The sequence below is a fragment of the Arthrobacter sp. KBS0703 genome (assembly GCF_002008315.2).
In the GTDB taxonomy this organism is placed as follows: Bacteria; Actinomycetota; Actinomycetes; order Actinomycetales; family Micrococcaceae; genus Arthrobacter.
The window spans coordinates 1,005,886-1,031,480 of record NZ_MVDG02000001.1 but is presented as its reverse complement, the minus strand read 5'-3'; the positions used below and the strand labels follow the sequence as shown (position 1 = coordinate 1,031,480).

The window sequence follows — 25,595 nt, the reverse complement described above, 5'->3', positions numbered from 1 at the left end:
AGAGCCGCTGCTATCGGAGACTGATTGTGACCTTCATTTCCAAGACCCAACATGCCGACGTCGTCCTGATTGGCGGCGGTATCATGAGCGCCACGCTGGGTGCGTTCATCAAGCAGCTCGAACCCAACTGGACTGTTTCCCTCTTTGAGCGCCTTGACGAGGCCGGCCTCGAAAGCTCCGGACCGTGGAACAACGCCGGCACCGGGCATGCCGCACTGTGTGAGCTTAATTACTCCCCCGCAGCCAAAGACGGCTCGGTGGACCCCTCCAAGGCCCTGCACATCAACGAGCAGTTCCAGCTCTCCCGCCAGTTCTGGTCCCACCTGGTGACCAACTCCCTGATCGGGTCGCCCAAGGGCTTCATCAACACCGTCCCGCACATGAGTTTCGTCATCGGGCAGGACAACTCCAACTTCCTCAAGACGCGCTTCGACGCGCTCAAGCAGCACCCGCTGTTCCACAGCATGGAATACTCCGAGGACTTCGCCCAGATCGGCAAGTGGGCTCCGCTCATCGTCAAGGGCCGCGACCCCAAGGAGCGCATCGCCGCGACGCGCGCCGCGGAGGGCACCGACGTCGACTTCGGGGCGCTGACCCGTGAGCTGACCACGTACCTTGGCAACAACGGCGTCGAGATCAACTACGGCCATGACGTCACCGACGTCAAGCGGGCGTCCGACGGCGGCTGGGACCTTTCGCTCAAGCACCCGGCGTCCGGGGAACGCGGCAGCATCCGCGCCAAATTCGTGTTCGTCGGGGCGGGCGGCGGCGCACTCCGCCTGCTGCAGGCGTCCGGCATTCCGGAGAGCAAGGGCTACGGCGGGTTCCCCGTCTCGGGCCAGTTCTTCCGCTGCACGGACCCGGCCCTCGCTTCCCAGCACAACGCCAAGGTCTACGGCCAGGCGTCGGTCGGCGCGCCCCCCATGTCCGTTCCCCACCTGGACACCCGCTACGTCGGCGGCAAGCGCTCGCTCCTGTTCGGCCCGTACGCCGGGTTCTCCACGAACTTCCTGAAGACCAGCAGCTACCTCGACCTCCCGCTGTCCATCCGCCCCGGCAACATCATTCCGATGCTGGCCGTGGCCAAGGACAACATGGACCTCACCGCGTACCTGGTCAAGGAAGTGGCCAAGCGCCACGGGGACAAGGTTGAGGCACTCCGCGAGTACTACCCCGAAGCCAAGGACGGCGACTGGGAACTTATCACCGCGGGACAGCGTGTGCAGATCATCAAGAAGGATCCGAAGAAGGGCGGTGTCCTGCAGTTCGGCACCGAGGTGATCGCCGCCCGCGACGGCTCCATCGGCGCCCTCCTCGGCGCGTCGCCGGGCGCTTCCACCGCAGTGCCTATCATGATCGAGGTGCTGCAGAAGTCCTTCCCCAAGAACTTCAAGGGCTGGCAGTCCAAGCTCAAGGAAATGATGCCCGGCTACGGCGTCAAGCTCAATGACAACCCTGAGCTGGCCTCGGAGCTTGAAAAGGCAACGGCCAAGGCCCTCCAGCTGGAAGCTTCGCCGGCCGTCAATCGCTAACACCCTGTCCGGGTTGCGGCAGGCTCCACCACAGGCAATAGTCCGTCGACCCACCAGGAGACCACGCGATGTTCCGGCTGGCCAGTCTTTCCCTCGGGAACCGTGCGCTGATCGCGCTGATCACCATCTTTGCCTCGGTGTTCGGCGTGATCACCATGTCCTCACTCAAGCAGGAGCTCATCCCGTCCGTGGAGTTCCCGCGGATCACCGTCATCACGTCCATGCCGGGCGCCTCCCCCGAGGTGGTGGACAAGCAGGTGAGCCGTCCGCTGGAGACGGCCTTGAACGGCGTCGAGGGCCTGGAATCGACGTCGTCCACCTCGCGCAACGGCGTGTCCCAGATCAGCATGGTGTTCACCTACGGGTCCAACCTGGACCGCGCCCGGAACCAGATCGACCGCGCGATTTCCAACGCCAAGCGGACCCTTCCGGATGACGTCCAGCCGCAGGCCATCGCGGGCAGCATTAGCGACTTTCCGATCGTTTTCCTCGCCGTTTCCTCTGACAAGCCGCTCAGCGAGCTGAACACCGACCTCCAGCGGCTGACGGTGCCCCGGCTGCAAAAGCTCGACGGCGTCCGCGGCGCCGATGTGACCGGCGGCGCCAGCCGGCACATCGCGATCCTGCCGACCCCGGCCAAAATGGCAGCCAGCGGGGCGACGATCCAGTCGATCCGGAACGCCCTGACCAATAACGGCGACCTGGTGCCCGCCGGCACGATTGAGGACAAGGGCCAGAGCCTGTCGCTGCAGGTCGGCAGCCCGGTGGACTCGACGGCCGCCGTCAAGGCCCTGCCCCTCAGCGGAGCGAAGGGCGGCGCAACGATCGGCTCGGTCGCCGACGTCAGCATCAAGGACGATGCCCGGACGTCCATCACGCGGACCAACGGCAAGGAGACCCTGGCCGTGTCCGTCACAAAGAAGCCCGAGGGCGACACCGTGGCCATCTCCCACGCCGTCAAGGACTCGCTGGCGCAGCTTGAGACCGAGCTCGGCTCGAACGCAAAGTTCACGCCGGTCTTCGACCAGGCGCCGTTCATCGAGAAATCCATCAAGGATCTCACCACGGAGGGCCTGCTGGGGCTGGGCTTCGCCGTCGCCGTCATCCTCGTCTTCCTGATGTCGGTCCGCTCCACGCTGGTCACCGCCGTCTCCATCCCGCTGTCGCTGCTGATCACCTTCATCGGCCTGTCCGGCACCGGGTATTCGCTGAACATCCTCACGCTGGGCGCGCTCACCATCGCGATCGGCAGGGTGGTGGACGACTCGATCGTGGTGATCGAAAACATCAAGCGGCACCTTAGCTACGGCGAGCCCAAGCTCACCGCCATCCTGACGTCCATCCGCGAAGTGGCCGGCGCCATCACCGCCTCGACGCTCACCACCGTGGCCGTCTTCCTGCCCATTGCCTTCGTGGGCGACCTCGCCGGTGAATTGTTCCGGCCCTTCGCGCTGACCGTCACCATTGCGCTGCTGTCATCGCTGCTCGTGGCCCTGACCATTGTTCCGGTCCTGGCGTACTGGTTCCTCAAGTCACCCACGGATGCGGGCGCCGCCGGGACTGCTCCCGAATCACCCCGCGCCATAGAAGCCAAGGCGCATGAGGCGGAGCAGCGCAGCCTCCTCCAGCGCGGGTACCTGCCCGTCCTCACCAAGACCCAGAAGCGCCCCGTGGTGACGTTGGTTGCGGCTGTCCTGGTGCTGGGCGGAACCGCGGCCATGACCCCCCTGCTCGCCACCGACCTGCTCGGCCGGTCCGGCGAAAACAGCATGACCGTCAAGCAGGAACTCCCTGCCGGAACGAGCCTCGAGGACACCAGCGCCGCCGCGGAAAAGCTTGAAACCGTGCTGCTCGGCATCGAGGGCATCCGGGACGTCCAGGTGACGTCGGGCAACGCGCAGGCCGGCTTTACGGCCCTGACCTCCTCCGGGTCCTCCAACTCCTCGTTCACCGTGGTCACCGAGGAGAAGGCCAACCAGGCGAAGCTCCAGGAAACGGTGCGCACCGAACTGGCCAAGGTCAGCGGTTCCGGCAAGATCTCCGTGGGCGCCCAGCAGGGCGGCTTCGGCTCCTCCTCCACGGTGGACATCACACTGAAGGCCGCCACCACGGCGGATCTCGGCAAGGCCAGTGACGCCACGGTCCGGGCCATGACGGGCGTGCCCGGAAGCACCGAGGTCACCACCAACCTCGCGGCGAGCCAGCCCGTGGTGCAGGTCAAGGTGGACCGAGCCAAGGCGGTGGCTGCAGGCCTGAACGAAGAGCAGGTGGCAGGCGTGCTAGCCGCAACCATCAGCCCTGTTCCCGCGGGCACCGTGCGCATCGACGCCGACGACTTTCCGGTCCGCATCGGCGAAGGCACCCGCTTCACCAGCATCGCCGCGGTCCGAGCCATTTCGCTGCCGACAGCCCGCGGCCCCGTGCCCCTGAGCAAGATCGCCGCCGTCGAACAGGTGGACGTCCCCGTCTCGATTACCTCAAGCAACGGCCAGCGGACCGCGCAAGTGTCCGTCACGCCGTCGGGCGCCAACCTGGGCGCCGTCAGCACCGAGGTGCAGAACCGGCTCAAATCCGTGGAGCTTCCGGCCGGCGTCACCGCGCAGATCGGCGGGGCCACTACCCAGCAGGCCGACTCCTTCCGGCAGCTCGGGCTCGCGCTGCTCGCTGCCATCGCCATCGTTTACGTGATCATGGTGGCCGCGTTCAAGTCGCTGATCCAGCCGCTGATCCTCCTCGTCTCGGTGCCGTTCGCGGCCACGGGCGCCGTTGCCCTGCTGCTCATCACCAAGGTGCCGCTGGGGCTGCCGTCCCTGATCGGCATGCTGATGCTCGTGGGCATTGTGGTGACCAACGCGATTGTGCTCATCGACCTGATCAACCAGTACCGCAGGCCGCGCGGCGGCAGGCCCGGCATGAGTGTGGCCGATGCGATCACCCACGGGGCCCGGCAGCGCCTGCGGCCCATCCTCATGACGGCGCTGGCGACCGTGTTTGCCCTGACGCCCATGGCCCTCGGCATGACGGGCGGCGGCGGGTTCATTTCCCAGCCGCTGGCCATCGTGGTGATCGGCGGCCTGGTGTCCTCCACCGCTCTGACCCTGGTGCTGGTCCCGGTGCTGTACCGCCTGGTGGAGGGGCGCAAGGAGAAGAAATCGCTGCTCCGGCAGCTGAAGGAACGTCCCGGCATGACGCCGGCCGATGACGTCGACGACGAGTTCGTGGACTGGACCACCGGCATGGTCCCCAAGGTCACCGGCAGGCGCGCCGCACCCGGCGCCCCCGAGTAAGGCCTGTCTCTTATACACATCTAGATGTGTATAAGAGACAGCCTCCCTCCTCCCCGACCTCCCCCATCCCATCCTCCCCCACCTCCTCCTCCCCTCCTCCCCCACCCGTCCCCTGCTCCCCCACCCAACTGGGTAGCAGCACGTCGTTTCGCTCATCACGCCCAGTCGCGGTATCCGCGTGCCGGCAGGGGGCAATACGGACGACGACGGCCCTCCACTCCACGGCCTTCCGGCTGTTGCAGTACCCGGTTTCCTTCCGGGCGCAGACGCCCCGAACATTCACATTTCCCGGCCCGATTCCGTGGCCATCTCGAGACGGCGCGGCGTCACTGGGCATCGCGGGCAGTTTTTTGCGGATGAAATAGTGGAGCTGAACGGGGTTCTGGTCACCAGCGGGGCCCGCACCTGGTTGGATATTGCCCGGCGGATGAGTATCGATGAACTCACCGTGGTTGCTGACCACCTGATTCGGCTTGCCCGCCTGGAATTCGAAGGGCGGAGCGAAGCCCATGCCACCTGGGAGGAGCTGGCCGACATGCTGGACCGGCACAAAGGTACGCCGGGAATCCGGAAGGCGCGGCTGGCCCGGGAGCAGGCGCGGATCGGAGCCGACTCCGCCCCCGAAACGCGCCTCCGCCTGGCGCTGGACCGCGCGGGCCTGCCGGAGGCGCAACTGAACGTGGCCACAATGCTGAGTTCCGGCGTCGTTCGTCAACCGGACCTGGCCTACCCGGAATACCGCGTTGCTGTCGAGTACGAAGGCGAAGGCCATTCGGGTCCCGCCCAGATCGTCAGGGATATCGCCAGGGAAGAGGACTTCGCCTTGGCCTGCTGGGTCCTGGTCAGGATCTCCAGGCGGCACATGGAAAACGACGCGAAGGCAGCGGTCCGGAAGGTTCGTGCCGCGCTCCGGGCCAACGGGTGGCACCCAACTGGGTAACAGCTCACGCCGTTTTCAGCCCCTGAAAACGGCGCGAGCTGCTACCCAGTTGGGTCGAGGGAATAACGTGCCGTGCTGAGCGTTACATCAACCGATAGATGCAAATGCATGTAAATCAGTTATAGTTGTAACAGGCACGGACACCCCGGCGAACGGAAGGCACATCATGCAAATCGGCGTATTCAGCGTTAGCGACATCACCACCGACCCAACCACGGGCCGGACCCCCACCGAGCACGAGCGCATTAAGGCGTCGGTGGCGATTGCCAAGAAGGTCGAAGAAATCGGCATGGATGTCTACGCCATCGGCGAGCACCACAACCGGCCCTTCTTCTCCTCCTCACCCACCACCACGCTGGCGTACATCGCCGCCCAGACAGAGCGCATCACGCTTTCCACGGCCACCACGCTGATCACCACGAACGACCCCGTGAAGATCGCCGAGGACTTTGCCATGCTGCAGCACCTCTCTGACGGGCGCGTGGACCTCGTTCTGGGGCGCGGCAACACGGCGCCGGTCTACCCCTGGTTCGGCAAGAACATCCAGGACGGGATCGAGCTGGCGATCGAGAACTACAGCCTGCTGCGCCGGCTCTGGGACGAGGACACGGTCAACTGGTCCGGGAAGTTCCGCACGCCGCTGCAGAACTTCACCTCCACGCCGCGCCCGCTCGACGGCGTTGCCCCCTTCGTCTGGCACGGCTCCATCCGGACGCCGCAGATCGCGGAAGTGGCTGCCTACTACGGCGACGGCTTCTTCGCGAACAACATCTTCTGGCCCAAGGAGCACTACCAGCAGCTGATCGGCATGTACCGCGAGCGCTACGAGCACTACGGGCACGGCAAGGCAGACCAGGCAATCGTTGGCCTGGGCGGCCAGTTCTTCATGCGGAAGAACTCGCAGGACGCCGTCAAGGAGTTCCGCCCGTACTTCGATAACGCCCCCGTCTACGGCCACGGGCCCTCCCTTGAGGACTTCACCTCGCAGACGCCGCTGACGGTCGGCAGCCCGCAGGAGGTCATCGAAAAGACGCTCACGTTCCGCGAGTTCTTCGGCGACTACCAGCGCCAGCTGTTCCTGATCGACCATGCAGGGCTGCCGCTGAAGACCGTCCTGGAGCAGCTGGACCTGTTCGGCGAAGAGGTCCTGCCGGTGCTGCGCAAGGAGTACGCGGCGCTGAAGCCGGCCCACGTGCCGGATCCGCCCACGCACGCCGCGCGCGTGGCGGCAAAGATCGCCGCCGAGAACACCGCCGCGGAGACGGACGCCGGCCAGGTTGCTGCCTCCGCCGCTCCTGCCGCCCCCGCAGCACGGGAGTCGTAATGGCCGCCCGGACTGCCCCGGCAGCGTCTCCGGTTCGCCTGGCCGCGGAAACCTGGGAATCGCTGTTCCGGGCGCAGGTTGCGGTGATGCGCCGGCTGCAGTCCGGGCCGGCCTTCAAGGACCTGGCAGTGAACGAATACGACGTCCTGTTCACCCTGTCCAGGTGCCCGTCCGGGCGGCTGCGCCTGAATGAGCTCAACGACAACGTGCTCCTGAGCCAGTCCAGCCTCAGCAGGCTGGTTGACCGGCTGGAGAAGCGCGGCCTGGTGGAGCGGACGCCCGCACCTAACGACGGCCGCGGCGTGCTGCTCATGCTGACGGACGCGGGCGCCGAACTGCAAAAGCAGATCGGCCGCGACCACGTCAGGGACATCGCCGCACTCGTCGGCCCGGCGCTCACAGCTGCAGAGCAGAGGGAGCTGCTGAGGCTGACGGAGAAGCTCCGCGCTTCCTTGCCCGCGCGGTAGCTAGTGGATCACGGCCAGCTTGCCGGGATCCTCTGCCGGCAGCTCCCCGTTGACCACCGCAGTGACGCGCATCTCCCGGAGGGACAGGCTCCCACCCACGGTGGACAGGAACGCGGTGTCTGAGGAATCGCGTCCGGCGGTGATCCGCAGCATCGACTCACGGGGTGCCAGCCCCGTCGGGTCGATCACGTACCAGGCCCCGTTGATGTGGGCCTCGGCCACGGCGTGGAAATCCATCGGCGAAAGGCCCGGAGCGTACACCGCGGCCAGCCGCGCGGGAACGTTCTTGGCCCGCAGCAACGAAATGGCCAGGTGCGCGTAGTCCCTGCACACCCCTCGCCGGTTCAGCAGTGTTTCCACTGCTCCGTCGATGCCGCGCGAGGAGCCGCTGACATAGCGGAGTTCGCTGAATACCCAGTTGCGCACCGCGTGGAGCAGTTCTTCACCCTGAAGGCCGCCGAACTCCGCATAGGACGTGGGGAGCAGCCGGTCGGACTCGGCGTAGCGGCTCGGCCGGACGTAGCGGATGAGCTCCATGAGGGAGGCCTGCTCCGGCTCGGCGAAGCCCGCAACCGTGGCCGTGTAGTCGACGGTGACCTCCGTCGGTTCGGCAAACTCCATGTAATGGAACCTGCCCCCGTGGTGGTCGGAAAGCTCCGTCAACGGAACAGCGGTGTCCGCCGCGGTGACCGATAGAGTTTCATCGAGGGAAGCGTAGCCGCGGTTCCTGGCCACGGAAATGGCCAATGCCACCTTCGTATCGGCTACGGTCTTGAAGACCAGGCGGGCAGCGACAGTGCGTTCCATGTAACTCCGGGGTGTGAGGTAGCGTCTGCCAGTCACGGCCACGGACCCGGGGGGTGTGCCGAGGCAGCCGGACTAGTTCTTGATCTTCAGAGACATTAGCATCCGCTGGACATTCGCGAATTCGGACCCTTTGTTGACGTAGCCGGCGGCCTGGTCAAGGGTGTCGAAGGCCTTGGCGGGCGCAACTTTCTCGTCCGGCGCCAACGGCTTCAGCGAGCGCACGTCACTGAAGGAGTAGTTCCCTTTGCCCGGGAGTCCGCGGACCACGTTCTGCAGCTGGCAGGCCTTGGAATCGGCCCCGCCCACCAGGTTGGTGATCCCGTAGGAGCCGAAGTAGCGGTAGCCCTGAATCACCCGGAACACCACATGCGGGGCGATGGTCCCCTCGCCCCCGCTGTGGGGCCTGTCTCTTATACACATCTAGATGTGTATAAGAGACACCACGTAGTTCTTCCGGGCGGCCGTGGCGCACGTGGCCGCAGCGGCCTCCGGAAGGCCGGTCTGCAGCGCGGCCAGGTACGTCCCCTCCGCGTCCTTGACTTCGATCTTCACTGCGCCGGGCAGCGTTCCCTTGTCCGGATCCACCGACTGTGCGATCCAGCCCTGCGGCAGTTCGAAACTGACTGTCTTGGCGGGGTCGGAAAAGACCTTCCACGCCGACGCCGTTGCCCCGGGAGACTCGGACGGACCGGTAGCGGTGGCCGAGGGAGTCGACGTTCCACCCGTTGCCCCGGGCGTCGCGCCGCTGGCGCCCGTGTCTCTTATACACATCTAGATGTGTATAAGAGACAGGGCGCGCCCTTGCCGTCGCTGCTGCAGCCGGCCATGAGTCCCGCCGCCAGCAGCACGACGGCGGCAATGCCTACCCGGCGGGAAGGTGTGATCCCTGTCATGCCTCCAGCCTAGCCGCGACGCCGCGCTCCCCGGTTGACCGCTTCCGCGTTTCGCATCCGGACCCGGGGTTTCGGATCCGGAAAGGGGGCTAGGCTGGGGGATATGGCGGATAACGAGCTGGACGCGGCGGAAAAGACCCTGGCGGGCATGTCAGCCGTCGACATCGCGGACTGGCGGCTGCGTACGTTTGCCCTTTACGACACCGTCCGTAAAATCGCCGCCGACAGCCCGGATGAAGCCCATGCGTACTGGCGCCAGGAACGGGACCGCATGTTCGCCACCCATCCGGCGTCGGCCCTGACGGCCGAGGCCAAGGCGAGTTTCTACGGACTCAAGACGGCCGACTACGATCCCATCTACCGATTCCACGTGCCCCTGACCAAGGAAGGCGCGGGGCGGGAAATGACCGTTGAAACGGGCACGGACGGACTGGTCAGGTTCGTGCGGCTGGGAACGTTTGACCTGCCGGAGATGGGACAGCTGGCGGTCTGGAAACTGCAGGGCTACGGGGGCGGTATCTTCGTGCCGTTCCGCGACGCCACCGCCGGGCGCCCCGGCGGCAGCTACGGCGCAGGCCGGTACCTGCTGGACACCATTAAAGGCGCTTTCCATGGCGTGCGCGGTTCCGGGCCCGACGCCCAGTTCGTGCTCGACTTCAACTTCGCCTACAACCCGTCGTGCGCGTACAACGAGGCCTGGGCGTGCCCGCTCGCCGGCCCCGCCAACAGGCTCGCCGTCGAAATCCCGGTGGGCGAGCTCTACTGACGTCACGCGTTCCCGGGCATTCCCGGCCGGCGCCGGCGCATACGATGGCTGAATGACCCCAGTTGCCCCGCAGCGGATCGCCCGCGTACGCCCGCTCGCCCCTACTGCCGAGCCCGCCGCCCAGCTCTCCACAGTCCCTGAGCAGTTCTTCGTCGCCAACAGCGCCCCTGATTTCGGCAGCGACGCCGGCCGGCTCTGGACCGTGGTCGATTCGCCGTTCCGGGGTTCGCCAGCCAACGCGAACAGCACGCCGCGCAGCGGATGGGAACCGGGCGACACCGTGAGCGAGGAAGACTTCATGTTCCTGGCGCCCAGCGCGCCGGCCAACGTGCTCGGCATGGCCCACAACACCGGACAGGCTGGCCGCGACCTGCCGGCACAGGCCTTCCACAAGGCCGCCACCAGCGTCATCGGCCCCGGCGAGCCGATCGAACTGATGGCCGACGTCGGAGTGGTGGAGCCGGAAGCGGAACTGGCCGTCGTCGTCGGCCGCGCGGCGAAGCGGCTGACGCTCGACAACGCACGGACCGCCGTGCTGGGTTACACGATTGGCAACGATGTGACGGCCCGGGACCTGCAGAAATCGGACGAGCTGTGGCTCAGCGCCAAGAGCCGGGACACGTTTACGCCGGTAGGCCCGTGGATCGTCACCGGGCTTGACGACGCCGACCTGCCCATTGGCATCGTCCACAACGGCTCCGCACTGGCCACGGCGAGCACCGCGGACCTGGGGTGGAAAGTGGACGAGATCCTGGTTTACCTGAGCTCGTTCATGACCCTTCACCCCGGAGACCTGGTTCTCACCGGCTTCCCGGCGGCCACCGCACCCCTACGGCCGGGCGACACCGTCACGTGCCGCGTGGGTGGAATCGGCCAGCTCACCAACCCGGTCACGGCGGCGCGATAGCCGGATCTGCCGAAGCATGTGAAAGGCTTGGGCCATGGAATCGCCTGCCGCGCCCGTTGCCGAGCCCACGCAGCGGACGCAGCAGGCAGAGGCGGAGCCAGGCGCGGAACCTGCGCCGGCCGCCGCGAGATTCCCCGCCACCCGGCACTACCCCGGGGCGCTTCGCTTCCCTGTGGTCCGCCAGCTCATCCGGTTCACGGGAGTGGGCGTCGTGTGCACGGTCACCTCGCTGGCGCTGTATGCGCTGCTGCGGCCATGGCTGGGGCCGCAGCTTGCCAACGCCGCCGCGCTGATCATCACGTCCGTCATGAACACCGCGCTCAACCGGCGGCTCACGTTCAAGATCACGGATCAGCGCAGGGCGGCCCGGGACCACCTCAACGGCCTGGTCCTGATCCTCGTGGCCCTCGTCATCACCGGCGGCAGCCTCGGCGTACTCCATTGGCTCCGGCCGGACGCCACTGTGGCCGACGAACTCCTGACCACCACGCTGTCAGGGTTCCTCGCCACCGCCGTCCGGTTCACGATGCTGCGGCACTGGATCTTCCGGCGCGCCCGGCACCGCTAGCCAGCCCAACTGGGTAGCAGCTCGCGTCGTTTTCAGGGCTCAGAACCGCGCCAGCTGCTCCTTACTTGGGAATCTGGCCCAGGTTCCGCACGCTTCCGACGGCGGCCGTCACCGCAGCGGCGGCGGTCGCCAGGTCCGCCGCGGTCACCGAGGAATCAAAACTGAACCTCACAGCCGTCTGGGCCACCTCGGCCTCGATCCCCAGGGCCAGGAGCACCGGCGACGGCGCGTCCGATCCCGCCGCGCAGGCCGAACCGCTGGAGCAGACCACCCCCTGGCGTTCCAGCTCCAGGAGCACGGACTCGCCGCTGGTGCCCGGGAAGCAGAAAGATGCCACGGACGGCAGCCGGTCGGCCGGATGGCCTGTCAGCACGGCGCCGGGAACGCTGCCCAGCACGGCGCTGATGAATTCGTCCCGCAGCTCCGTGACCCGTTCCGAGAGCGCCGCCTGATCCGCGTGGGCCAGGGTGAGCGCGGTGGCAAGCCCCACGGCCCCGGCCACATTTTCCGTGCCGGAACGCCGGCCGCGCTCCTGCCCGCCGCCGTGCATGAGGGGTTCGGCCTTCGTCCTGCCGCGCACGAACAGGATGCCGCAGCCCTTGGGGGCGCCGAGCTTGTGCCCGGAAATGCTCAGGGCGTCCACGCCCAGCGTCTTCACATCGACCGGGAGCCACCCTGCGGCCTGCACGGCATCGGTATGGAAGGGAACGCCGCGCTCCCGCGCCAGGGCGGCGAGCTCAGCGACCGGCTGGACCGTCCCCACCTCGTTGTTGGCATACATGATGCTGACCAGCGCCGTTTCGGGCCGGAGCACCGCGGCCAGGGCTTCGGCGGTCACCGTTCCGTAGCTGTTCACGGATGCCACGTCCACCGTGAACCCGTGAAAGCGTTCAAGATAGCGTGCGGATTCCTCCACTGCCGGGTGTTCGACGGCGCTGATCACCACGCGGTCCAGCGCAGGGTCCGCGGCCTGCCGTGCCAGCGCAATTCCCTTGACGGCCAGGTTGTCAGCCTCCGTGCCGCCCGACGTGAACGTCACTTCCGCCGGCCGGCATCCCAGTACGGCCGCCACGGACTTGCGGGCTTCCGCGAGCGCCCGGGCGGCGGCATCCCCCAGCGAATGGTGGCTCGACGGGTTGCCGAACTGTCCGGTCAGGAAGGGCCACATGGCCTCGAGCACCTCCCGGCGGACCGGCGTGGTGGCTGCTGCGTCGAGGAAGATCATGGCCCGCTCAGCTGACCGTCAGCTCGACGTCCAGGCCGAGGTCCAGCGCCGTGACGCTATGGGTGAGTGCTCCGACGGAGATGACGTCCACACCGGCGGCCGCAATGTCCGCAACGGTGCCCAGGTTGACGTTGCCGCTGGCTTCCACCACGGCTCGTCCGCCGACCTGCCGGACGCCGGCCCGGAGCTCTTCGAGCGTGAAGTTGTCCAGCATGATGGTGTCCACCCCGGCGGCCAGGACGGGTTCGATCTGGTCCGCACTGTCCACCTCCACCTCGAAGTGCGTGGTGTGCCCCAGCTGGGCCTTCGCCGCCGCCAGAAGTTCGGTCAGCTTGCCCGGATCGCCCCCGGTCATCACGGCAAGGTGGTTGTCCTTGGCCAGCACGGCGTCGGACAGGCTGTACCGGTGGTTGGCTCCGCCGCCGCACCGCACGGCGTACCGTTCCAGGACCCGCAGGCCCGGCGTGGTCTTCCGCGTGTCCGTGATGCGGGCCTTCGTGCCGTCCACGAGGGCCACGAATTCAGCGGTCCGGGTGGCGATGGCACTCATCCGCTGCGCCAGGTTGAGCCCCACGCGTTCGGCCAGCAGCACGCTGCGCGCCCGTCCGCTGACCCGCGCAAGCCGGGTCCCGGCGTCGAACGCCTGGCCGTCGGCGACCAGCAGTTCCACCTCGGTGTCCGGGTCGACCAGCTGCATGGCGTCCTTGAACACGGTGCCGCCGCTGAAGACGCCGGGAACGCGGGCATTGAGCACCGCGGTTGCACGGGCCCCGGCCGGAATGAGCAGCTGCGAGGTGATGTCACCGCTGGGGGCATCCTCCGCGAAGGCCCGTTCCAGGATCTCCCGGACGGGTGCTGCGGGGAGGGTCAGGCTAGTCATGGACGAGGCTCGCTTTCCGGGTCATTCTGTATCGTTTGTCAATGTCTTCGGGGGCCGCAGCGTCTTGCCTGCCGTCGTCGCGGTAGTGCGCCCCGAGCGATGTCCGCCGCTCCCGGGCGGCATGGACCAGCAGCTGGGCTGCCAGCAGCAGGTTGGCGTCCTCGTGCTCGCGCGGGTCCTCGGCGTCCGGCACGGTGTCGGGACGCACGACGGCGGCCCACTCCGCCAGCGCGGCGCCCGCCTCGCGCAGCTGCCCGCCGGTGCGCAGGCATAGAGCTGCTCGAGGTCTGTCTCTTATACACATCTCAGCCGCCGCAGCGCCCCCCGAGAAAACGGCCCCGGCCGGGCAAAGGAAGCCTCAATTGGCCCCGGAGCGGGCGCAGCCTCGAACTCCCAGGCAGGGAAATCGCCTTCAGTTCCAAATGTCCCGGACGCGTCAGGCGCCCCAACGGAACCGGCGACGGGAGATCCGGAAGCGTCAACTGGCGGGGTCCCGGAAGCGTGCGTCAAGGGGAGGCCGCCAGCGGCCGAGCTAGCACGCGGAGGGGCGCCGTCAGGCGACGCCCCAACGGACCCGCCGTCTTGCGATGCCCCAACGGAGCCTGCCGACGGCCCAGGCTCCGCAAGAAACGCCTCTACAGCCCGCCGTCCGAAGACCAGGCCTTCAAGCAAGGAGTTGCTGGCCAACCTGTTGGCGCCCTGGACCCCGGTGCAGGCAACCTCGCCGGCGGCGAAGAGCCCGGGCACGGTGGTGCGGCCGTGGAGGTCGGTGGACACGCCGCCCATCCAGTAGTGCGCGGCCGGCGCCACGGGAACCAGGTCTCGCGTCCAGTCGATGCCTGCTTCGCGGGTGCGCCGCGTGATGGTCGGGAAGCGCTTCGCCAGGAATCCCCGGCCCTTCGCGGCCTCGATGACGCGGGCGTCAAGGTAGACGTGGCCGTTGGGGTCGCCGAGTGCGGCCAGGTGCAGGGCAACGCTGCGGGAGACGACGTCCCGCGGGGCGAGTTCGGCGTCCGCGTGGTAGTCCCGCATGAAGCGGCGGCCTTCCGCGTCCACGAGGATGGCGCCTTCGCCGCGGACCGCTTCGGAGATCAGCAGCGGGTCCTGGTTGGCGTCCGCCTCGGCGGCTTCGGCCGTGCGGACCATGCAGGTGGGGTGGAACTGGAAGAATTCAAGGTCCGCAACCGCCGCTCCGGCGCGCCAGGCCAGGGCGAGTCCGTCGGCAGTGGCGACGGAGGGGTTGGTGGTCTGGGCGAACAGCTGTCCCGCTCCGCCGGTGGCCAGCAGGACGGAGTCGGCCTGGACGGTCTTCAGCTGGCCGTCATGGAGGAATTCGACGCCCGTCACGCGCCGCCCGGACTGGAGCAGCGCGGTGGCACGCGCGTGGCCCAGCAGCCGGATCCGTCCGGAGGCCTGGGCCGACAGCACGGCGCAGATGAGGGCGTTGGCTCTGTCTCTTATCCCCGCGCCGGTGGCATCGCCGCCGGCGTGCAGGATGCGCGGCGCCGAGTGGGCTGTCTCTTATACACATCTCGAGCCCCAAGGCGGGATCGCCGTCGTCGTCCAAGTCAAAACGCACGCCGAAGCGCCCAAGTCCGGCGATGTCCCGGCGCGCCTCGGTGCACAGCACCCGGACGGCTTCCGGGTTACAGTGGCCCGCCCCGGCCTGGAGCGTGTCGGCAATGTGCGCGGCCACGGTGTCCCCCGGCGCCGGCTCGTCCAGGACCGCTGAAATGCCGCCCTGGGCGTAGTACGTGTTGCTGTCCGCGAGCGCGCCCTTCGTCAGCAGCACCACGTCCGCGCCGGCGTCCGCGGCGAGCAGCGCCCCGTAAAGGCCTGCCATGCCGCTGCCGACGACGATCAGCCGCTTGCGCCCGGGGCTACCGGTTCCGCTGGTGATGTTCATGCTGGGCTCACTTCGCGTGTCATTGGGGCTTGGCGGCCAGCATGCGCTCCAGAGCGGTCCTGGCGTCCTGCTGCACGGCGTCGTCGACGGTGATGCGGTTGACCACACGGCCAGCCACGAGTTCCTCGAGCACCCATGCCAGGTAGCCCGGGTGGATCCGGTACATGGTGGAGCACGGGCAGATCACCGGGTCCAGGCAGAAGATGGTGTGCTGCGGATACTGGGCCGCGAGGCGGTTCACCATGTTGATCTCGGTGCCGATCGCGAACACCGTGGGCTCCACGGCGGCGGCGATGGCCTTCTGGATGAAGTCCGTGGATCCGGCGGAGTCCGCTGCGTCCACCACTTCCATCGGGCACTCGGGATGAACGATCACCTGGACGCCCGGGAAGTCAGTGCGGGCCTTCTCGATCTGTGCCACCGAGAAGCGCTTGTGCACCGAGCAGAAGCCGTGCCAGAGGATCACCCTGGAGTCCAGCAACGCCTGTTCGTCGTTCCCGCCGAGTTCTTTGCGCGGGTTCCACATCGGCATCTGCTCCAGCGGGACGCCCAGCGCCTTCGCGGTGTTCCGGCCCAGGTGCTGGTCCGGGAAGAACAGGACGCGCTGGCCACGCTCGAAGGCCCATTCCAGCACTGTCTTGGCGTTCGATGACGTGCAGACGATGCCGCCGTGCTTGCCGCAGAAGGCCTTCAGCGCGGCCGAAGAGTTCATGTAGGTGACGGGGATGACCGGAACCCGGCCGTCGGCGTCGGGCTCGGTGCCGAAGATTTCCTCCAGCTGCTCCCAGCAGTCCTCCACGGAGTCCGCGTCCGCCATGTCCGCCATGGAGCATCCGGCGGCGAGGTTGGGCAGGATGACCGCCTGCTCCGGCGTCGAGAGGATGTCGGCGGTTTCGGCCATGAAGTGCACCCCGCAGAACACGATGGCCTCGGCGTCCGGCCTGGTCAGGGCGGCGTTGGCCAGCTGGAAGGAGTCGCCGACGAAATCGGCGTACTGCACCACCTGTCTCTTATACACATCTAGATGTGTATAAGAGACAGCGGTCGCCGAGCGTGGCCTTGGCGGCGCGGATCCGGGCGTCCAGCTCGGCGTCACCGGCCAGCTTGTACTCCTCGGGGAGCTGGCCCTGGCGCGGGGTCGACGGCGGCGCGACGTCGGCGCTGGAGGCTCCGGGACCGTACGCCGGGATGCCGGCCAGCGCCTCCGCGAGGTCTGTCTCTTATACACATCTAGATGTGTATAAGAGACAGGGGCTGCACGTGCTGCCGGCAGCTGCGGCGCGGCCTTTTTCGGCCTGTTCACGCGTGATGAGCTGGATTGCCGTATTGACGCTGCTCATGGGGTACTCCTGTTATCTGGGTCGAGGCCGGGACGGCCGGTAAATCGGTAGAGGCGTGGCGGGCGGTGCTTGCCGCCCTGGAGGTATTCACCGGTTTCTTCGATTTCCGGCGTGGCTTTGACCTGGCGGCGGAAGTTCGCCGGGTCCAGCCGGGTGTCCAGGACGGCTTCGTAGACTTCCCGGACCTGGGCGAGCGTGAAGTACTCCCCCAGCAGGTGGTAGGCGATGGAGCCGTAGGCGAGCTTGTTCCGCAGCCGCCAGAGCGCGTAATCGACGATCGAGTTATGGTCGAAGGCCAGATCGCCCAGCTTGTCTGCGCGGAACCACCTGACGTTTTCCGATTCGTCCGCGAGCGCGGCCTCGGTCGGCTGCACAAGCGCCCAGTACACAATGGACACCACGCGCTGGGTGGGCGACCGGTGCAGACCCCCGAAGGCATAGAGCTGCTCGAGGTAGCTGGGGGCCAGTCCGGTTGTTTCCCTCAGGTTCCGCGAGGCGGCGTCCTGCAGCGACTCCGCGTGTGTCAGCGGTCCGCCCGGCAGCGCCCACATGCCCTTGAACGGCTCGCGGATCCGGCGGACCAGCGGGAGCCACAGCGTGGGACGGCCGGAGGCCTCGCTGGGCCGGAGGGCGAAGATCACCGTGGAAATGGCCAACGACGGCGGAGCGGCCTGCCGCTCGGCAACGTTGGCTGAGGTGGTGTACACGGTTTTCTCACCCGCTTCACTGCGCGTTCGGGGGTCCTGCTGACCATCCGGTTAGTTATAGTCAAAATGACTAAAACTGATTCTACGGCCCGCCGGCCGCGGAACAAAATGTTTCGGCAGTGGACCCCCTTGTGCGGGGCCCTGCCCTGGCGCGCTCCCCTGCCTAAGGGCGGGTCCCGGCGGCCACCGCCTCGAGGAGGGGTAGTGTCCGGCCCTCGAAATGCGTATTGAGGACAATCACCGACGAGGACCGCAGCACCGTCCTGGTGGCGATCATCGCATCGAGGACGCGCTGGAGGTCCGGATTGGACCGGGCCGCGATGCGCGCCATCAGGTCCGAACTGCCGGAGACGGTGTGGATCTCGATCAGTTCCGGGATCTCGGCGAGCGCCGCCACCACGGCATCGTGCCCTAGGTCCTGGTTGATGGTCAGCGAGCAGAACGCAACCACCGGAAAGCCGAAATGGGACGGGTCCGGGTGGGGAACCCAGGATCCGATCACGCCGGCTTCCGCCATACGGTCCAGCCGTGCCTGGACGGTGGCCCGGGCGATCTTGAGCACGCGGGAGGCCTCCAGGACGGACGCGCGCGGCGAATCGGTGAAGAATCGGACAATTTTGGCGTCCAGCGCATCCACGTTCATCAGGTTTTCCCGTCCTTGGATCTGCAACAACACAAAGTGCTGGAGTTTGGGCCGATGCTTTGGGCAAACTGCGTCCATGATCTCACGCGCCGGGGCTGTGGTGTTCCCGGCGAGGCGGTAGATTCAAAAGGTCCCAAAAGGACCCCTGTTTTCACCAACCCCAAGAAGGTACGCAGCATGACGATGAAGTCCACGGCGGAGCGTCCGGCAGTAGAACTCGGCCACAGCATGAAACCCCGCCAACTGACCATGATGGGACTGGGCAGCGCCATCGGCGCCGGGCTCTTCCTCGGATCCGGAGCCGGAATCCAGGCCGCCGGCCCGGCCGTCCTGATCTCCTACCTCGTGGCCGGCACACTGATCATCCTGGTGATGTGGGCGCTCGGCGAGATGGCGGCGGCAAACCCCAACAGCGGGGCTTTTTCCGTGTACGCCGAGCGGGCCATGGGCAAGACGGCCGGGGCCACGGTGGGCTGGCTGTGGTGGCTCCAGCTCGTGGTGGTCATCGCCGCGGAGGCCCTCGGCGCCGCGGGCCTGCTGTTCTCGGTCTGGCCGGTCATTCCGGTCTGGGCCCTCGCACTGGTGTTCATGGTGGCGTTCACTGCCATCAACCTGGCCGGCGTGAAGAACTTCGGCGAATTCGAGTTCTGGTTCGCCATCCTCAAGGTCGCCGCGATCGTGATCTTCCTGGCCATCAGCGCCGCGCTGCTCCTGGGTCTCCTGCCCGACGTCGCCTCGCCGGGCTTCAGCAACATCGCCACGGACTTCGCTCCGGCGGGCCTGGGCGGCGTAGCGACGGCCCTGTTCGTCGTGATCTTCGCGTTCGGCGGGACGGAGATCGTCAGCGTAGCCGCCGCCGAAACAGAGGACCCGGAGCACAGCGTGGCCAAGGCCATCCGGACCGTGGTGTGGCGGATCCTGGTGTTCTATATCGGATCCGTGTTCGTTATCGCGGCCGTACTCCCCGCCACCTCGGAGGCATTGGCGTCGCCGTTCGCGGGCGTCCTTGACGCCGCCCGCATTCCCGGTGCCAGCACGGCGATCACCCTGGTGGCCGTCGTCGCGCTCCTGTCAGCCTTGAACGCCAACCTTTACGGGGCTTCCCGCATGGTCTACTCGCTCTCCGAACGCGGCGAGGCGCCGGCCTTCCTGTCGCGGCTCAGCGGCGCAAAGGTGCCGATGGTCGCCGTCGGCGTCTCTGTTGCCTTCGGCTTCATCGCCACAGTCCTTGAGCTGCTGTTTCCGGGCCAGATCCTGCCCGCACTGTTCCAGCTCGTCGGCTCAACCTGCCTGGTGGTGTGGGGTACCGCCCTCGTCTCCCAGCTGATCCTGCGCCGGCGCGCGGACCGCGACGGAACTCCCCTGCCGCTGCGCATGAAAGGCTTCCCTGGCCTGACGGTGTTCGGCCTGGTGCTCCTTGGCCTGATCTTCGCCGTTGGACTGAGCGCCGAGAGCAGCCGGATCCAGCTGGTCAGCACCGTCCTGCTGATCGCCGGCATCGCCGCCGCCTGCTGGCTGGGTGCCCGGTTCACCGCGTCACGAGAGGCCGTACGCGCCGACTCCGCCAAAGGACTAGCACCCCGCCCAACTAGGTAGCAGCACACGCTGTTCTCAGCTCTCATAACGGCATCTGCTGCGACTCAGTTGGGCGGGACGGCCGGCTCCGCCACGGACTGGAACCCCGGCCGAACACCGGTCCGGGAAGGGCTGCACAATTTGTGCAGCCCTTCCCGCCTTTGACTGCGCAGTAGTGACAGTCTGATCAGCGTCCGGAGAGCGGATTGCCCGGCGACTCCGGGGTGACTAGGGTCACAGCCATGGACACCCTGCCCCTTCCGGATGACGGCAATGCCGCTCCCCCGCCCACTCCTGGCCAGCTGCGTGAGCTGTACACGCTGATGGCCGCGGTCCGCCACCTTGATGTCTCGGCCGTCGCGTGGCAGCGCCAGGGCATCATCCCGGGCTACGCCCCCGAGCTGGGCCAGGAGGCCGCCCAGGTGGGCAGCGGATATGCCGTGGATACCGCCCGCGACTTTGTTTTCCCCACGTACCGCGAGATGGGCGTCGCCCGGGCCATGGGCGTGGACATGGTGGCCTACATGTCCACCCACAAGGCCACCTGGCACGGCGGGCTCTACAACCCCGTCACTTCACGCCTCGCGCCGATCCAGGCCGTGGTGGCCGGTTCGGTGCTGCACGCGGTGGGGTGGGCCCACGGCCAGACGCTCGAACAGAACGACGGCGTTGCCCTCACATACCTGGGCGACGGCGCCTCCTCGCAGGGCGACGTCCACGAGGCGATGAACTTCGGGGCCGTCATGAACGCACCTGTGGTCTTCTTCGTGCAGAACAACGGCTGGGCCATCTCGGTCCCCACGGAGCGCCAGGTTGCCGGCGGCTCTGTTGCCGCCCGTGCCGCCGGCTACGGCATCCCCGGCATCCAGGTGGACGGGAACGACGTCGTCGCCGTGCTGGAGGCTACCCGGCGGGCCATCGCCCACTGCCGCACCGGCAACGGGCCCGTGGTGGTCGAGGCCATGACCTACCGCCGCGGCCCGCACTCCACGTCCGATGACCCCGGCCGCTACCGCTCACTGGATGAGGAGCGGACCGGCGCGGGCGAGGACCCGCTGCGCCGCCTTCGCCAGCGGCTGCTGGATGACGGCATTGCCGACGACGCCTTCTTCGCTGCGGCGCAGGCCGCCGCGGCAGCCGAGGAAGCGGCAATCCGCGAAGGCATCGAAGCGCTCGGCCCCCGGCCAGGCAGCGAAATGTTTGACCTCGTCTTCCAGGAGACCACCCCCGCACTCCAGAACCAGGCCGCCCACTGGCGAGAGGAATCCGAACATGTCTAACGCCACCCTTGAGAGCGAGGCCGCCATGGCCGATGAAGCTCCACATCACGGAGTTGAACAGCTTTCCATGCAGCAGGCGCTCAACCGCGCGCTGGACGAGGTGCTGGCGGAAAACCCCAAGGCAGTGATCTTCGGCGAGGATTGCGGCCGGCTGGGCGGTGTCTTCCGCATCACCGACGGTCTGCAGTCCAAACACGGCGAAAACCGGGTCTTCGACACCCCGCTGGCCGAATCAGGCATCCTGGGCATGTCCGTGGGCCTCGCGATGGCAGGCTTCCACCCCATTCCTGAGGTCCAGTTCGACGGCTTCGCCTACCCGGCCATCAACCAGATCGTCTGCCAGATCGCCCGGATGAACTACCGGAGCCGCGGCACCCTGCCGATGCCGATCACGCTGCGCGTGCCCAGCTTCGGCGGGATCCGGGCGCCCGAACATCATGGCGAAAGCCTCGAGGCCCTGTTCGCGCACGTGCCGGGCCTGAAGGTGGTGTCGCCGTCGAACCCGCACGAGGCCTATCATCTCCTCAAGTACGCCGCCACGCGCCCGGACCCGGTGATCTTCATGGAGCCGAAGTCCCGGTACTGGCAGAAGGGCGACGTCGACTTCACCGCCGCAGATGCCCCCGGTGGAGCGCCCACCGGTGCCAAGGTCATGCGGGAGGGACGCCACCTGACGCTCATTGCCTGGGGTGCCATGGTGTCCCGCTGCCTGCAGGTGGCCGAACTCGCCGCGGAGGACGGCATCGACGTCGAAGTCCTGGACCTGCGCTGGCTTAAGCCGATCGACGCCGATGCGCTGGTGACGTCTGTGCGGAAGACGCGGCGCGCCGTCGTCGTCCATGAAGCGCCGCTGACCTCCGGCCTGGGCGCCGAAGTGGCCCAACTGGTCACGCAGGGCTGCTTCGATACCCTCAAGGCACCTGTGGAGCGGGTGACGGGCTTCGATGTGCCGTATCCGTCCGGGGACCTCGAGGACGAATACATTCCCAACATTGACCGGATTCTTTTCGGCATCCAGCGAGTATTGGAGTACCGGCGTGGCTGAAATATCCTTCCCGCTCCCGGACCTGGGCGAAGGCCTGATCGAGGCGACCGTCCTGGAATGGCTGGTTTCCGCCGGTGACCAGGTGGAGCGCAACCAGCCGCTCGTGGAGGTGGAAACCACCAAATCCGCTGTTGAATTGCCCAGTCCGCAGGCAGGTAAAGTGGTCCGTATCTACGGCGGGCCCGGCGACAAGATCAATGTCGGCGAGCCCCTGATTGTGTTTGAGGTGCCGGACAACACTGCCGGCATCGTGGGCACCGTCCCGAAGGAAGAGGCACCGAAGCGCCGGGTTCGCCTGGGCGCCGTACTTGATGAGGACTGACATGATGAGCGGCAGGCACACCGGCGAACAGCATTCCCACACCGTGGAGGGCACCGATCCCCAGCTCTACGTCGAGGTGCACGATCCCGACGCCGACGCCGGCCTCCGCCCCATCCTCCTGATCCACGGCTTCTCGTCCTCCAGCAAGCTGAACTGGGAGGACACCGGCTGGCTCTCCGCACTCCTCGCCGCGGGCAGGCGGGTCATCACGGTGGACCTGCCGGGCCACGGCCGCAGCGGCGCGCCGGAAGACATGGACTCCTACTCGCCCAGCCGGATCCGCGCGGACCTGCTCCAGATAGCGTTCGACGCCGGAGTGCGGCCGGTGCGCGCGGGTGACCCTTCCAGCGGCCTGGACCTGGTCGGCTATTCGCTCGGCTCCCGGCTCGCCTGGGAGTTCGGCGCCACGCAGCCGGAGATCGTGCACCGGATTGTCCTCGGCGGACCCAACATGGCCGATCCCCTGGCGGAGTTCGATCTCGTGGCTGCCCAGCGGTACCTCGCCGACGGCACGCCGATCGCCGACGAATCCACGGCCGGGCTCCTGAAGATGGCGCAGGCGCTGCCGAGCAACAACATCTTCGCGCTCCTGTCCCTGGTCGAGGCCATCAAGGGCGAGCCCTACGACCTGTCTCTTATACACATCTAGATGTGTATAAGAGACAGGCGAAAACGATGAACGCGCAGCGTCGATGCCCCAGCTTGCGGAACTGGCCGCCACGTCCGGTTCCATGGCCGAACAGCTGCTGCTTCCCGGCCGGAACCACACCAGCGCCATCACCAGCCGGACCTTCAAACAGGCGGCCGTCGCGTTCCTCGGCAGCTGACAGCTGGCCGCCCGGCTGCCGGCAGCCCGGCAGCTGGCTGCCCGCAGACTGGCCCGCGCGGCGCGGCCCGTCGGCGGTAGGCTGGATTTGACGGGCGGAGACTCCGGAAGAGGAACCCATGGGCATGGTTTTTGAAGACCGGGATGAAGCCGGACGCCGGCTGGCGGCGGCCCTTCCGCAGTTCCGCGAACGGCCGGAAACTGTGTTGCTCGGACTCGCGCGCGGAGGCATTCCGGTCGCGGCCGCGGCATCGGCCGTCCTGCACCTTCCGTTCGGTGCGGTCCTGGTCAGGAAACTCGGCATTCCGGGCCATGGCGAGACGGCCTTCGGCGCCTTGGCGTATTCCGAGGGCAGGGTCGTCCGGCTGCTCAACCGGCCCCTTGTGGCGCGGGTGCTGGAAAACGGTGTCCGGCAGGCCTGGCTGGATGAAGTGGAGGACCGCGAACGGGAGGAACTCCTGCGCCGGGCCGAGAAGTACCCCGGCATCAACCAGGAAGTCCGCGGGAAGACGGCGTTGCTGGTCGACGACGGCCTGGCCACCGGCGCCACCATGCGGGCCGCCTGTCTCTTATACACATCTAGATGTGTATAAGAGACAGGGCCGTCAGCGTCGTCGCCGCCGCCCCGGTCGGGTCCATCGAAGCCGAGAAGTCCCTGTCGCGGGTTTGCGACGTCCTCTGCCTCCACCTGCCGGGCAAATTCCGGGCCGTGGGCAGCTTCTACCGCCATTTCGAGCAGTTGTCCGACGACGACGCCATCGGCCTGCTCCGGGGCGCCCAGCCCTGAACGCGGTGCGGGCCCGGACCATCGGCCCGGACCCGCTGTTAACTGGTGGTGGTTATGCCGGCCGCAGTCCGGTCAGTGCCGGCTGACGCCCAGCGGACGGCCCTTGGTTTCCTTGGCCAGCAGCACGCCGACGGCGGAGATCACGCAGAGGATCATGATGTAGATGCCGATGGATCCGGTCCACTTGGTGCTCTGCAGCAGCGACTCAGCGATCGTGGCGGCAAACGCGCCGCCGAGGATCGCGCCGAACGCATAACCGATCGAGATGCCCGAGTACCGGACGTTCGCGGGGAACATCTCGGCGTACATGGCGGACATCGGGCCGTAGGACAGTCCCAGGCCGATCGTCAGGACAAACAGCGCCACACCGTAGAGCACGATGTCCTTCGTGTCGATGAGAGCGAACATCGGAATCATCCAGGCGAAGACGATGCCATAGCCGATCAGGAAGGTCTTGACCCGGCCGATCTTGTCCGACAGCCAGCCACCCACGAGGGTGAAGATCAGCCAGCCGAAGGAGGCCAGCGTGGTGGCGAGCAGGATCTGCGGAACCGGCATCTTCAGCGACCTCGTGGCGTAGGAGATGAAGAAGGCGATCAGCAGGTAACCCGCCGCGTTGTTGCCGATGAAGATCATGGTCGAGTAGAGGACCGCCTTCTTGTGCTTCCGGATGAGCTCGCCGAGCGGGGCCTTGCTCTCCGCCTTGCGCGCAGCCATCTCCTTGAACACGGGGCTCTCAGCCACGGCACGGCGGATCAGGTAGCCGACGACAATCAGCACGATGGAGAGCAGGAATGGCACGCGCCAGCCCCACGCGGCGAAGTCTTCCTTGGACATGCTGGAGTTGAGGAAGAACAGCAGCCCGGTGGCGAGGATCATCCCGACGGGCACACCGATCTGCGGGTAGGCGCCGAACAGGCCGCGCTTGCTCTTGGGTGCGTGCTCCACGGCCATCAGGGCGGCGCCGCCCCATTCGCCGCCGGCGGAGAAGCCCTGGACGATGCGGAGGAGAATCAGCAGGATCGGGGCCCACATGCCGATCTGGGCGTAGGTGGGCAGCATGCCGATCAGGGCCGTCGCGGCACCCATCATGATGAGCGTGAAGACCAGCATGGCCTTGCGGCCAAGCCTGTCACCGAGGTGTCCTGCGACAACTGCGCCGAGCGGGCGGAACAGAAAGCTGATGCCGATGAGGGCAAAGGACAGGATCTGCGCCAGGCCCGGGTTGGAATCGTTCAGCGGGGCGAGGAACAGCGGGGACAGCAGCGTCCCTGTCAGCTGGGCGAAGATGAAGAAGTCGTACCACTCGATGGTGGTGCCGACCAGCGTCCCGGCGAGGACTTTCCGTTCCTCGTGCTTGCTGCTGGGGCCCAATTCTGAATCGACGTGGGAAGTTGCGGTCATTGGAACTCCGTGGCTGGGGGCAGGGCTACTGCCGGCGATGGGGGTGATTCCGCACGATTTACTGATCGAACGGTCAGTTAGTATGAAGGATACTATGAAATTGTGATGGAGCGCACTTATTTTTTGGCCCGCGATCGGCCGACCGGCTTAGTCCGCCCGGTTCA

The 25,595-nt window shown here is 67.1% G+C and carries 25 protein-coding genes and 3 pseudogenes; 14 read left to right on the top strand and 14 right to left on the bottom strand.

The window, feature by feature from the left end; all coding sequences use genetic code 11:
- Positions 1-26: 26 nt before the first annotated feature.
- Both B1A87_RS04835 and B1A87_RS04830 read left to right on the top strand, forming a co-directional pair.
- Complete coding sequence (locus tag B1A87_RS04835; protein WP_078026651.1) at positions 27-1,532, top strand: malate:quinone oxidoreductase; 1,506 nt, start codon at positions 27-29, stop codon at positions 1,530-1,532.
- Positions 1,533-1,600: 68 nt separating this feature from the next.
- Positions 1,601-4,819 carry an efflux RND transporter permease subunit gene (locus B1A87_RS04830; RefSeq protein WP_078026652.1) on the top strand — a complete coding sequence of 1,073 codons (3,219 nt, stop codon included), beginning with the start codon at positions 1,601-1,603 and terminating at the stop codon, positions 4,817-4,819.
- Positions 4,820-4,829: 10 nt separating this feature from the next.
- Here the strand turns inward: B1A87_RS04830 and B1A87_RS23620 are convergent, their stop codons facing one another.
- Entirely contained in the window at positions 4,830-4,961 is a 132-nt protein-coding gene (locus B1A87_RS23620) for a hypothetical protein (protein WP_260680669.1), read from the bottom strand.
- A 285-nt stretch (positions 4,962-5,246) separates the two neighbouring features.
- On the opposite strand from B1A87_RS23620, the gene B1A87_RS04825 reads away from it, so the two are divergent.
- The 3 genes from B1A87_RS04825 to B1A87_RS04815 all read left to right on the top strand — a co-directional run bounded on the left by B1A87_RS04825 (position 5,247) and on the right by B1A87_RS04815 (position 7,550).
- Entirely contained in the window at positions 5,247-5,759 is a 513-nt protein-coding gene (locus B1A87_RS04825) for a hypothetical protein (protein WP_260680667.1), read from the top strand.
- A gap of 166 nt (positions 5,760-5,925) precedes the next feature.
- On the top strand, positions 5,926-7,083 hold the full coding sequence (locus B1A87_RS04820; RefSeq protein WP_078026653.1) for an LLM class flavin-dependent oxidoreductase: 1,158 nt from the start codon (positions 5,926-5,928) through the stop codon (positions 7,081-7,083).
- Positions 7,083-7,550, top strand: a complete 468-nt coding sequence (locus tag B1A87_RS04815) for a MarR family winged helix-turn-helix transcriptional regulator (RefSeq protein WP_078026654.1) — start codon at positions 7,083-7,085, stop codon at positions 7,548-7,550. The genes B1A87_RS04820 and B1A87_RS04815 overlap by 1 nt, the downstream gene beginning before the upstream one ends.
- On the opposite strand, the gene B1A87_RS04810 is transcribed toward B1A87_RS04815, so the two are convergent.
- The 4 genes from B1A87_RS04810 to B1A87_RS23615 all read right to left on the bottom strand — a co-directional run bounded on the left by B1A87_RS04810 (position 7,551) and on the right by B1A87_RS23615 (position 9,250).
- Positions 7,551-8,357 carry a transglutaminase family protein gene (locus B1A87_RS04810; protein WP_078026655.1) on the bottom strand — a complete coding sequence of 269 codons (807 nt, stop codon included), beginning with the start codon at positions 8,355-8,357 and terminating at the stop codon, positions 7,551-7,553. It abuts the gene before it with no gap.
- Positions 8,358-8,429: 72 nt separating this feature from the next.
- Positions 8,430-8,777, bottom strand: a complete 348-nt coding sequence (locus tag B1A87_RS24570) for a hypothetical protein (protein ID WP_313902450.1) — start codon at positions 8,775-8,777, stop codon at positions 8,430-8,432.
- On the bottom strand, positions 8,778-9,128 hold the full coding sequence (locus tag B1A87_RS24565; protein ID WP_313902449.1) for a hypothetical protein: 351 nt from the start codon (positions 9,126-9,128) through the stop codon (positions 8,778-8,780).
- Positions 9,119-9,250 (bottom strand): hypothetical protein, encoded by a 132-nt coding sequence (locus B1A87_RS23615; protein ID WP_260680666.1) that lies wholly within the window; start codon positions 9,248-9,250, stop codon positions 9,119-9,121. The genes B1A87_RS24565 and B1A87_RS23615 overlap by 10 nt, the downstream gene beginning before the upstream one ends.
- A 103-nt stretch (positions 9,251-9,353) precedes the next feature.
- Here B1A87_RS23615 and B1A87_RS04800 point away from each other — a divergent pair, with 103 nt between their 5' ends.
- Genes B1A87_RS04800 through B1A87_RS04790 form a run of 3 tightly spaced genes read left to right on the top strand, consistent with a single transcriptional unit; the run spans position 9,354 to position 11,491 of the window.
- Entirely contained in the window at positions 9,354-10,016 is a 663-nt protein-coding gene (locus B1A87_RS04800; protein WP_078026657.1) for a DUF1684 domain-containing protein, read from the top strand.
- A gap of 52 nt (positions 10,017-10,068) precedes the next feature.
- A complete protein-coding gene (locus B1A87_RS04795) occupies positions 10,069-10,923 on the top strand; it encodes a fumarylacetoacetate hydrolase family protein (RefSeq protein ID WP_078026658.1) in 855 nt (284 codons plus the stop codon).
- A gap of 34 nt (positions 10,924-10,957) precedes the next feature.
- Positions 10,958-11,491 carry a GtrA family protein gene (locus B1A87_RS04790; RefSeq protein ID WP_078026659.1) on the top strand — a complete coding sequence of 178 codons (534 nt, stop codon included), beginning with the start codon at positions 10,958-10,960 and terminating at the stop codon, positions 11,489-11,491.
- A 61-nt stretch (positions 11,492-11,552) separates the two neighbouring features.
- Here B1A87_RS04790 and B1A87_RS04785 read toward each other — a convergent pair whose 3' ends face one another.
- The 7 genes and pseudogenes from B1A87_RS04785 to B1A87_RS04760 form a co-directional block, all read right to left on the bottom strand.
- Complete coding sequence (locus B1A87_RS04785; RefSeq protein WP_078026660.1) at positions 11,553-12,716, bottom strand: cysteine desulfurase family protein; 1,164 nt, start codon at positions 12,714-12,716, stop codon at positions 11,553-11,555.
- 7 nt (positions 12,717-12,723) lie between these two features.
- Positions 12,724-13,596 (bottom strand): carboxylating nicotinate-nucleotide diphosphorylase, encoded by an 873-nt coding sequence (gene nadC, locus B1A87_RS04780; protein WP_078026661.1) that lies wholly within the window; start codon positions 13,594-13,596, stop codon positions 12,724-12,726.
- A complete protein-coding gene (locus B1A87_RS23610) occupies positions 13,589-13,900 on the bottom strand; it encodes a hypothetical protein (RefSeq protein WP_260680665.1) in 312 nt (103 codons plus the stop codon). The genes nadC and B1A87_RS23610 overlap by 8 nt, the downstream gene beginning before the upstream one ends.
- Positions 13,891-15,439 (bottom strand): annotated as a pseudogene (locus tag B1A87_RS04775) (L-aspartate oxidase). Before B1A87_RS04775 ends, B1A87_RS23610 begins: the two are co-directional and overlap by 10 nt.
- A gap of 82 nt (positions 15,440-15,521) precedes the next feature.
- Positions 15,522-16,842: pseudogene (gene nadA / locus B1A87_RS04770) on the bottom strand (quinolinate synthase NadA).
- Positions 16,839-17,549 carry an NrtR DNA-binding winged helix domain-containing protein gene (locus tag B1A87_RS04765; protein WP_078026664.1) on the bottom strand — a complete coding sequence of 237 codons (711 nt, stop codon included), beginning with the start codon at positions 17,547-17,549 and terminating at the stop codon, positions 16,839-16,841. Before B1A87_RS04765 ends, nadA begins: the two are co-directional and overlap by 4 nt.
- Positions 17,550-17,712: 163 nt before the next feature.
- Entirely contained in the window at positions 17,713-18,192 is a 480-nt protein-coding gene (locus B1A87_RS04760; RefSeq protein ID WP_078026665.1) for an Lrp/AsnC family transcriptional regulator, read from the bottom strand.
- 177 nt (positions 18,193-18,369) lie between these two features.
- On the opposite strand from B1A87_RS04760, the gene B1A87_RS04755 reads away from it, so the two are divergent.
- The 5 genes from B1A87_RS04755 (at position 18,370) to B1A87_RS04735 (ending at position 23,063) form a co-directional block, all read left to right on the top strand.
- Positions 18,370-19,788, top strand: coding sequence for an amino acid permease (locus B1A87_RS04755; RefSeq protein WP_078026666.1), 1,419 nt, complete (start codon positions 18,370-18,372; stop codon positions 19,786-19,788).
- Positions 19,789-20,009: 221 nt separating this feature from the next.
- A complete protein-coding gene (locus B1A87_RS04750; RefSeq protein WP_078026667.1) occupies positions 20,010-21,047 on the top strand; it encodes a thiamine pyrophosphate-dependent enzyme in 1,038 nt (345 codons plus the stop codon).
- The gene (locus B1A87_RS04745) at positions 21,040-22,092 is read left to right on the top strand and encodes an alpha-ketoacid dehydrogenase subunit beta (protein WP_078026668.1); all 1,053 of its coding nucleotides are present in this window, start codon (positions 21,040-21,042) and stop codon (positions 22,090-22,092) included. The genes B1A87_RS04750 and B1A87_RS04745 overlap by 8 nt, the downstream gene beginning before the upstream one ends.
- A complete protein-coding gene (locus B1A87_RS04740) occupies positions 22,085-22,414 on the top strand; it encodes a biotin/lipoyl-containing protein (RefSeq protein ID WP_078026669.1) in 330 nt (109 codons plus the stop codon). The genes B1A87_RS04745 and B1A87_RS04740 overlap by 8 nt, the downstream gene beginning before the upstream one ends.
- Position 22,415: 1 nt before the next feature.
- Positions 22,416-23,063: an alpha/beta fold hydrolase gene (locus B1A87_RS04735; RefSeq protein WP_395940223.1), complete on the top strand. Its 648-nt coding sequence runs from the start codon at positions 22,416-22,418 to the stop codon at positions 23,061-23,063.
- On the opposite strand, the gene B1A87_RS24875 is transcribed toward B1A87_RS04735, so the two are convergent.
- Positions 23,050-23,361, bottom strand: coding sequence for a hypothetical protein (locus tag B1A87_RS24875; protein WP_395940222.1), 312 nt, complete (start codon positions 23,359-23,361; stop codon positions 23,050-23,052). The genes B1A87_RS04735 and B1A87_RS24875 overlap by 14 nt on opposite strands.
- On the opposite strand from B1A87_RS24875, the pseudogene B1A87_RS04730 reads away from it, so the two are divergent.
- A pseudogene (locus B1A87_RS04730) lies at positions 23,360-24,027 on the top strand (phosphoribosyltransferase). The gene B1A87_RS24875 and the pseudogene B1A87_RS04730 overlap by 2 nt on opposite strands.
- 72 nt (positions 24,028-24,099) lie before the next feature.
- On the opposite strand, the gene B1A87_RS04725 reads toward B1A87_RS04730, so the two are convergent.
- Positions 24,100-25,431: an MFS transporter gene (locus B1A87_RS04725; protein WP_078026671.1), complete on the bottom strand. Its 1,332-nt coding sequence runs from the start codon at positions 25,429-25,431 to the stop codon at positions 24,100-24,102.
- Positions 25,432-25,595 lie beyond the last annotated feature (164 nt).

Excerpts from the sequence above, each read along its gene's own strand:
- B1A87_RS04795 (WP_078026658.1), top strand. The coding sequence starts at position 10,069 with ATGACCCCAGTTGCCCCGCAGCGGATCGCCCGCGTACGCCCGCTCGCC.
- B1A87_RS24875 (WP_395940222.1), bottom strand. The coding sequence starts at position 23,361 with ATGGGTTCCTCTTCCGGAGTCTCCGCCCGTCAAATCCAGCCTACCGCC.
- B1A87_RS04820 (WP_078026653.1), top strand. The coding sequence starts at position 5,926 with ATGCAAATCGGCGTATTCAGCGTTAGCGACATCACCACCGACCCAACC.
- B1A87_RS04825 (WP_260680667.1), top strand. The coding sequence starts at position 5,247 with ATGAGTATCGATGAACTCACCGTGGTTGCTGACCACCTGATTCGGCTT.
- B1A87_RS04830 (WP_078026652.1), top strand. The coding sequence starts at position 1,601 with ATGTTCCGGCTGGCCAGTCTTTCCCTCGGGAACCGTGCGCTGATCGCG.
- nadC (WP_078026661.1), bottom strand. The coding sequence starts at position 13,596 with ATGACTAGCCTGACCCTCCCCGCAGCACCCGTCCGGGAGATCCTGGAA.
- B1A87_RS04785 (WP_078026660.1), bottom strand. The coding sequence starts at position 12,716 with ATGATCTTCCTCGACGCAGCAGCCACCACGCCGGTCCGCCGGGAGGTG.
- B1A87_RS23615 (WP_260680666.1), bottom strand. The coding sequence starts at position 9,250 with ATGACAGGGATCACACCTTCCCGCCGGGTAGGCATTGCCGCCGTCGTG.
- B1A87_RS04735 (WP_395940223.1), top strand. The coding sequence starts at position 22,416 with ATGATGAGCGGCAGGCACACCGGCGAACAGCATTCCCACACCGTGGAG.
- B1A87_RS23610 (WP_260680665.1), bottom strand. The coding sequence starts at position 13,900 with ATGTGTATAAGAGACAGACCTCGAGCAGCTCTATGCCTGCGCACCGGC.
- B1A87_RS24570 (WP_313902450.1), bottom strand. The coding sequence starts at position 8,777 with ATGTGTATAAGAGACAGGCCCCACAGCGGGGGCGAGGGGACCATCGCC.
- B1A87_RS04790 (WP_078026659.1), top strand. The coding sequence starts at position 10,958 with ATGGAATCGCCTGCCGCGCCCGTTGCCGAGCCCACGCAGCGGACGCAG.
- B1A87_RS04800 (WP_078026657.1), top strand. The coding sequence starts at position 9,354 with ATGGCGGATAACGAGCTGGACGCGGCGGAAAAGACCCTGGCGGGCATG.
- B1A87_RS24565 (WP_313902449.1), bottom strand. The coding sequence starts at position 9,128 with ATGTGTATAAGAGACACGGGCGCCAGCGGCGCGACGCCCGGGGCAACG.
- B1A87_RS04745 (WP_078026668.1), top strand. The coding sequence starts at position 21,040 with ATGTCTAACGCCACCCTTGAGAGCGAGGCCGCCATGGCCGATGAAGCT.
- B1A87_RS04755 (WP_078026666.1), top strand. The coding sequence starts at position 18,370 with ATGACGATGAAGTCCACGGCGGAGCGTCCGGCAGTAGAACTCGGCCAC.
- B1A87_RS04725 (WP_078026671.1), bottom strand. The coding sequence starts at position 25,431 with ATGACCGCAACTTCCCACGTCGATTCAGAATTGGGCCCCAGCAGCAAG.
- B1A87_RS04815 (WP_078026654.1), top strand. The coding sequence starts at position 7,083 with ATGGCCGCCCGGACTGCCCCGGCAGCGTCTCCGGTTCGCCTGGCCGCG.
- B1A87_RS04760 (WP_078026665.1), bottom strand. The coding sequence starts at position 18,192 with ATGAACGTGGATGCGCTGGACGCCAAAATTGTCCGATTCTTCACCGAT.
- B1A87_RS04750 (WP_078026667.1), top strand. The coding sequence starts at position 20,010 with ATGGACACCCTGCCCCTTCCGGATGACGGCAATGCCGCTCCCCCGCCC.
- B1A87_RS04810 (WP_078026655.1), bottom strand. The coding sequence starts at position 8,357 with ATGGAACGCACTGTCGCTGCCCGCCTGGTCTTCAAGACCGTAGCCGAT.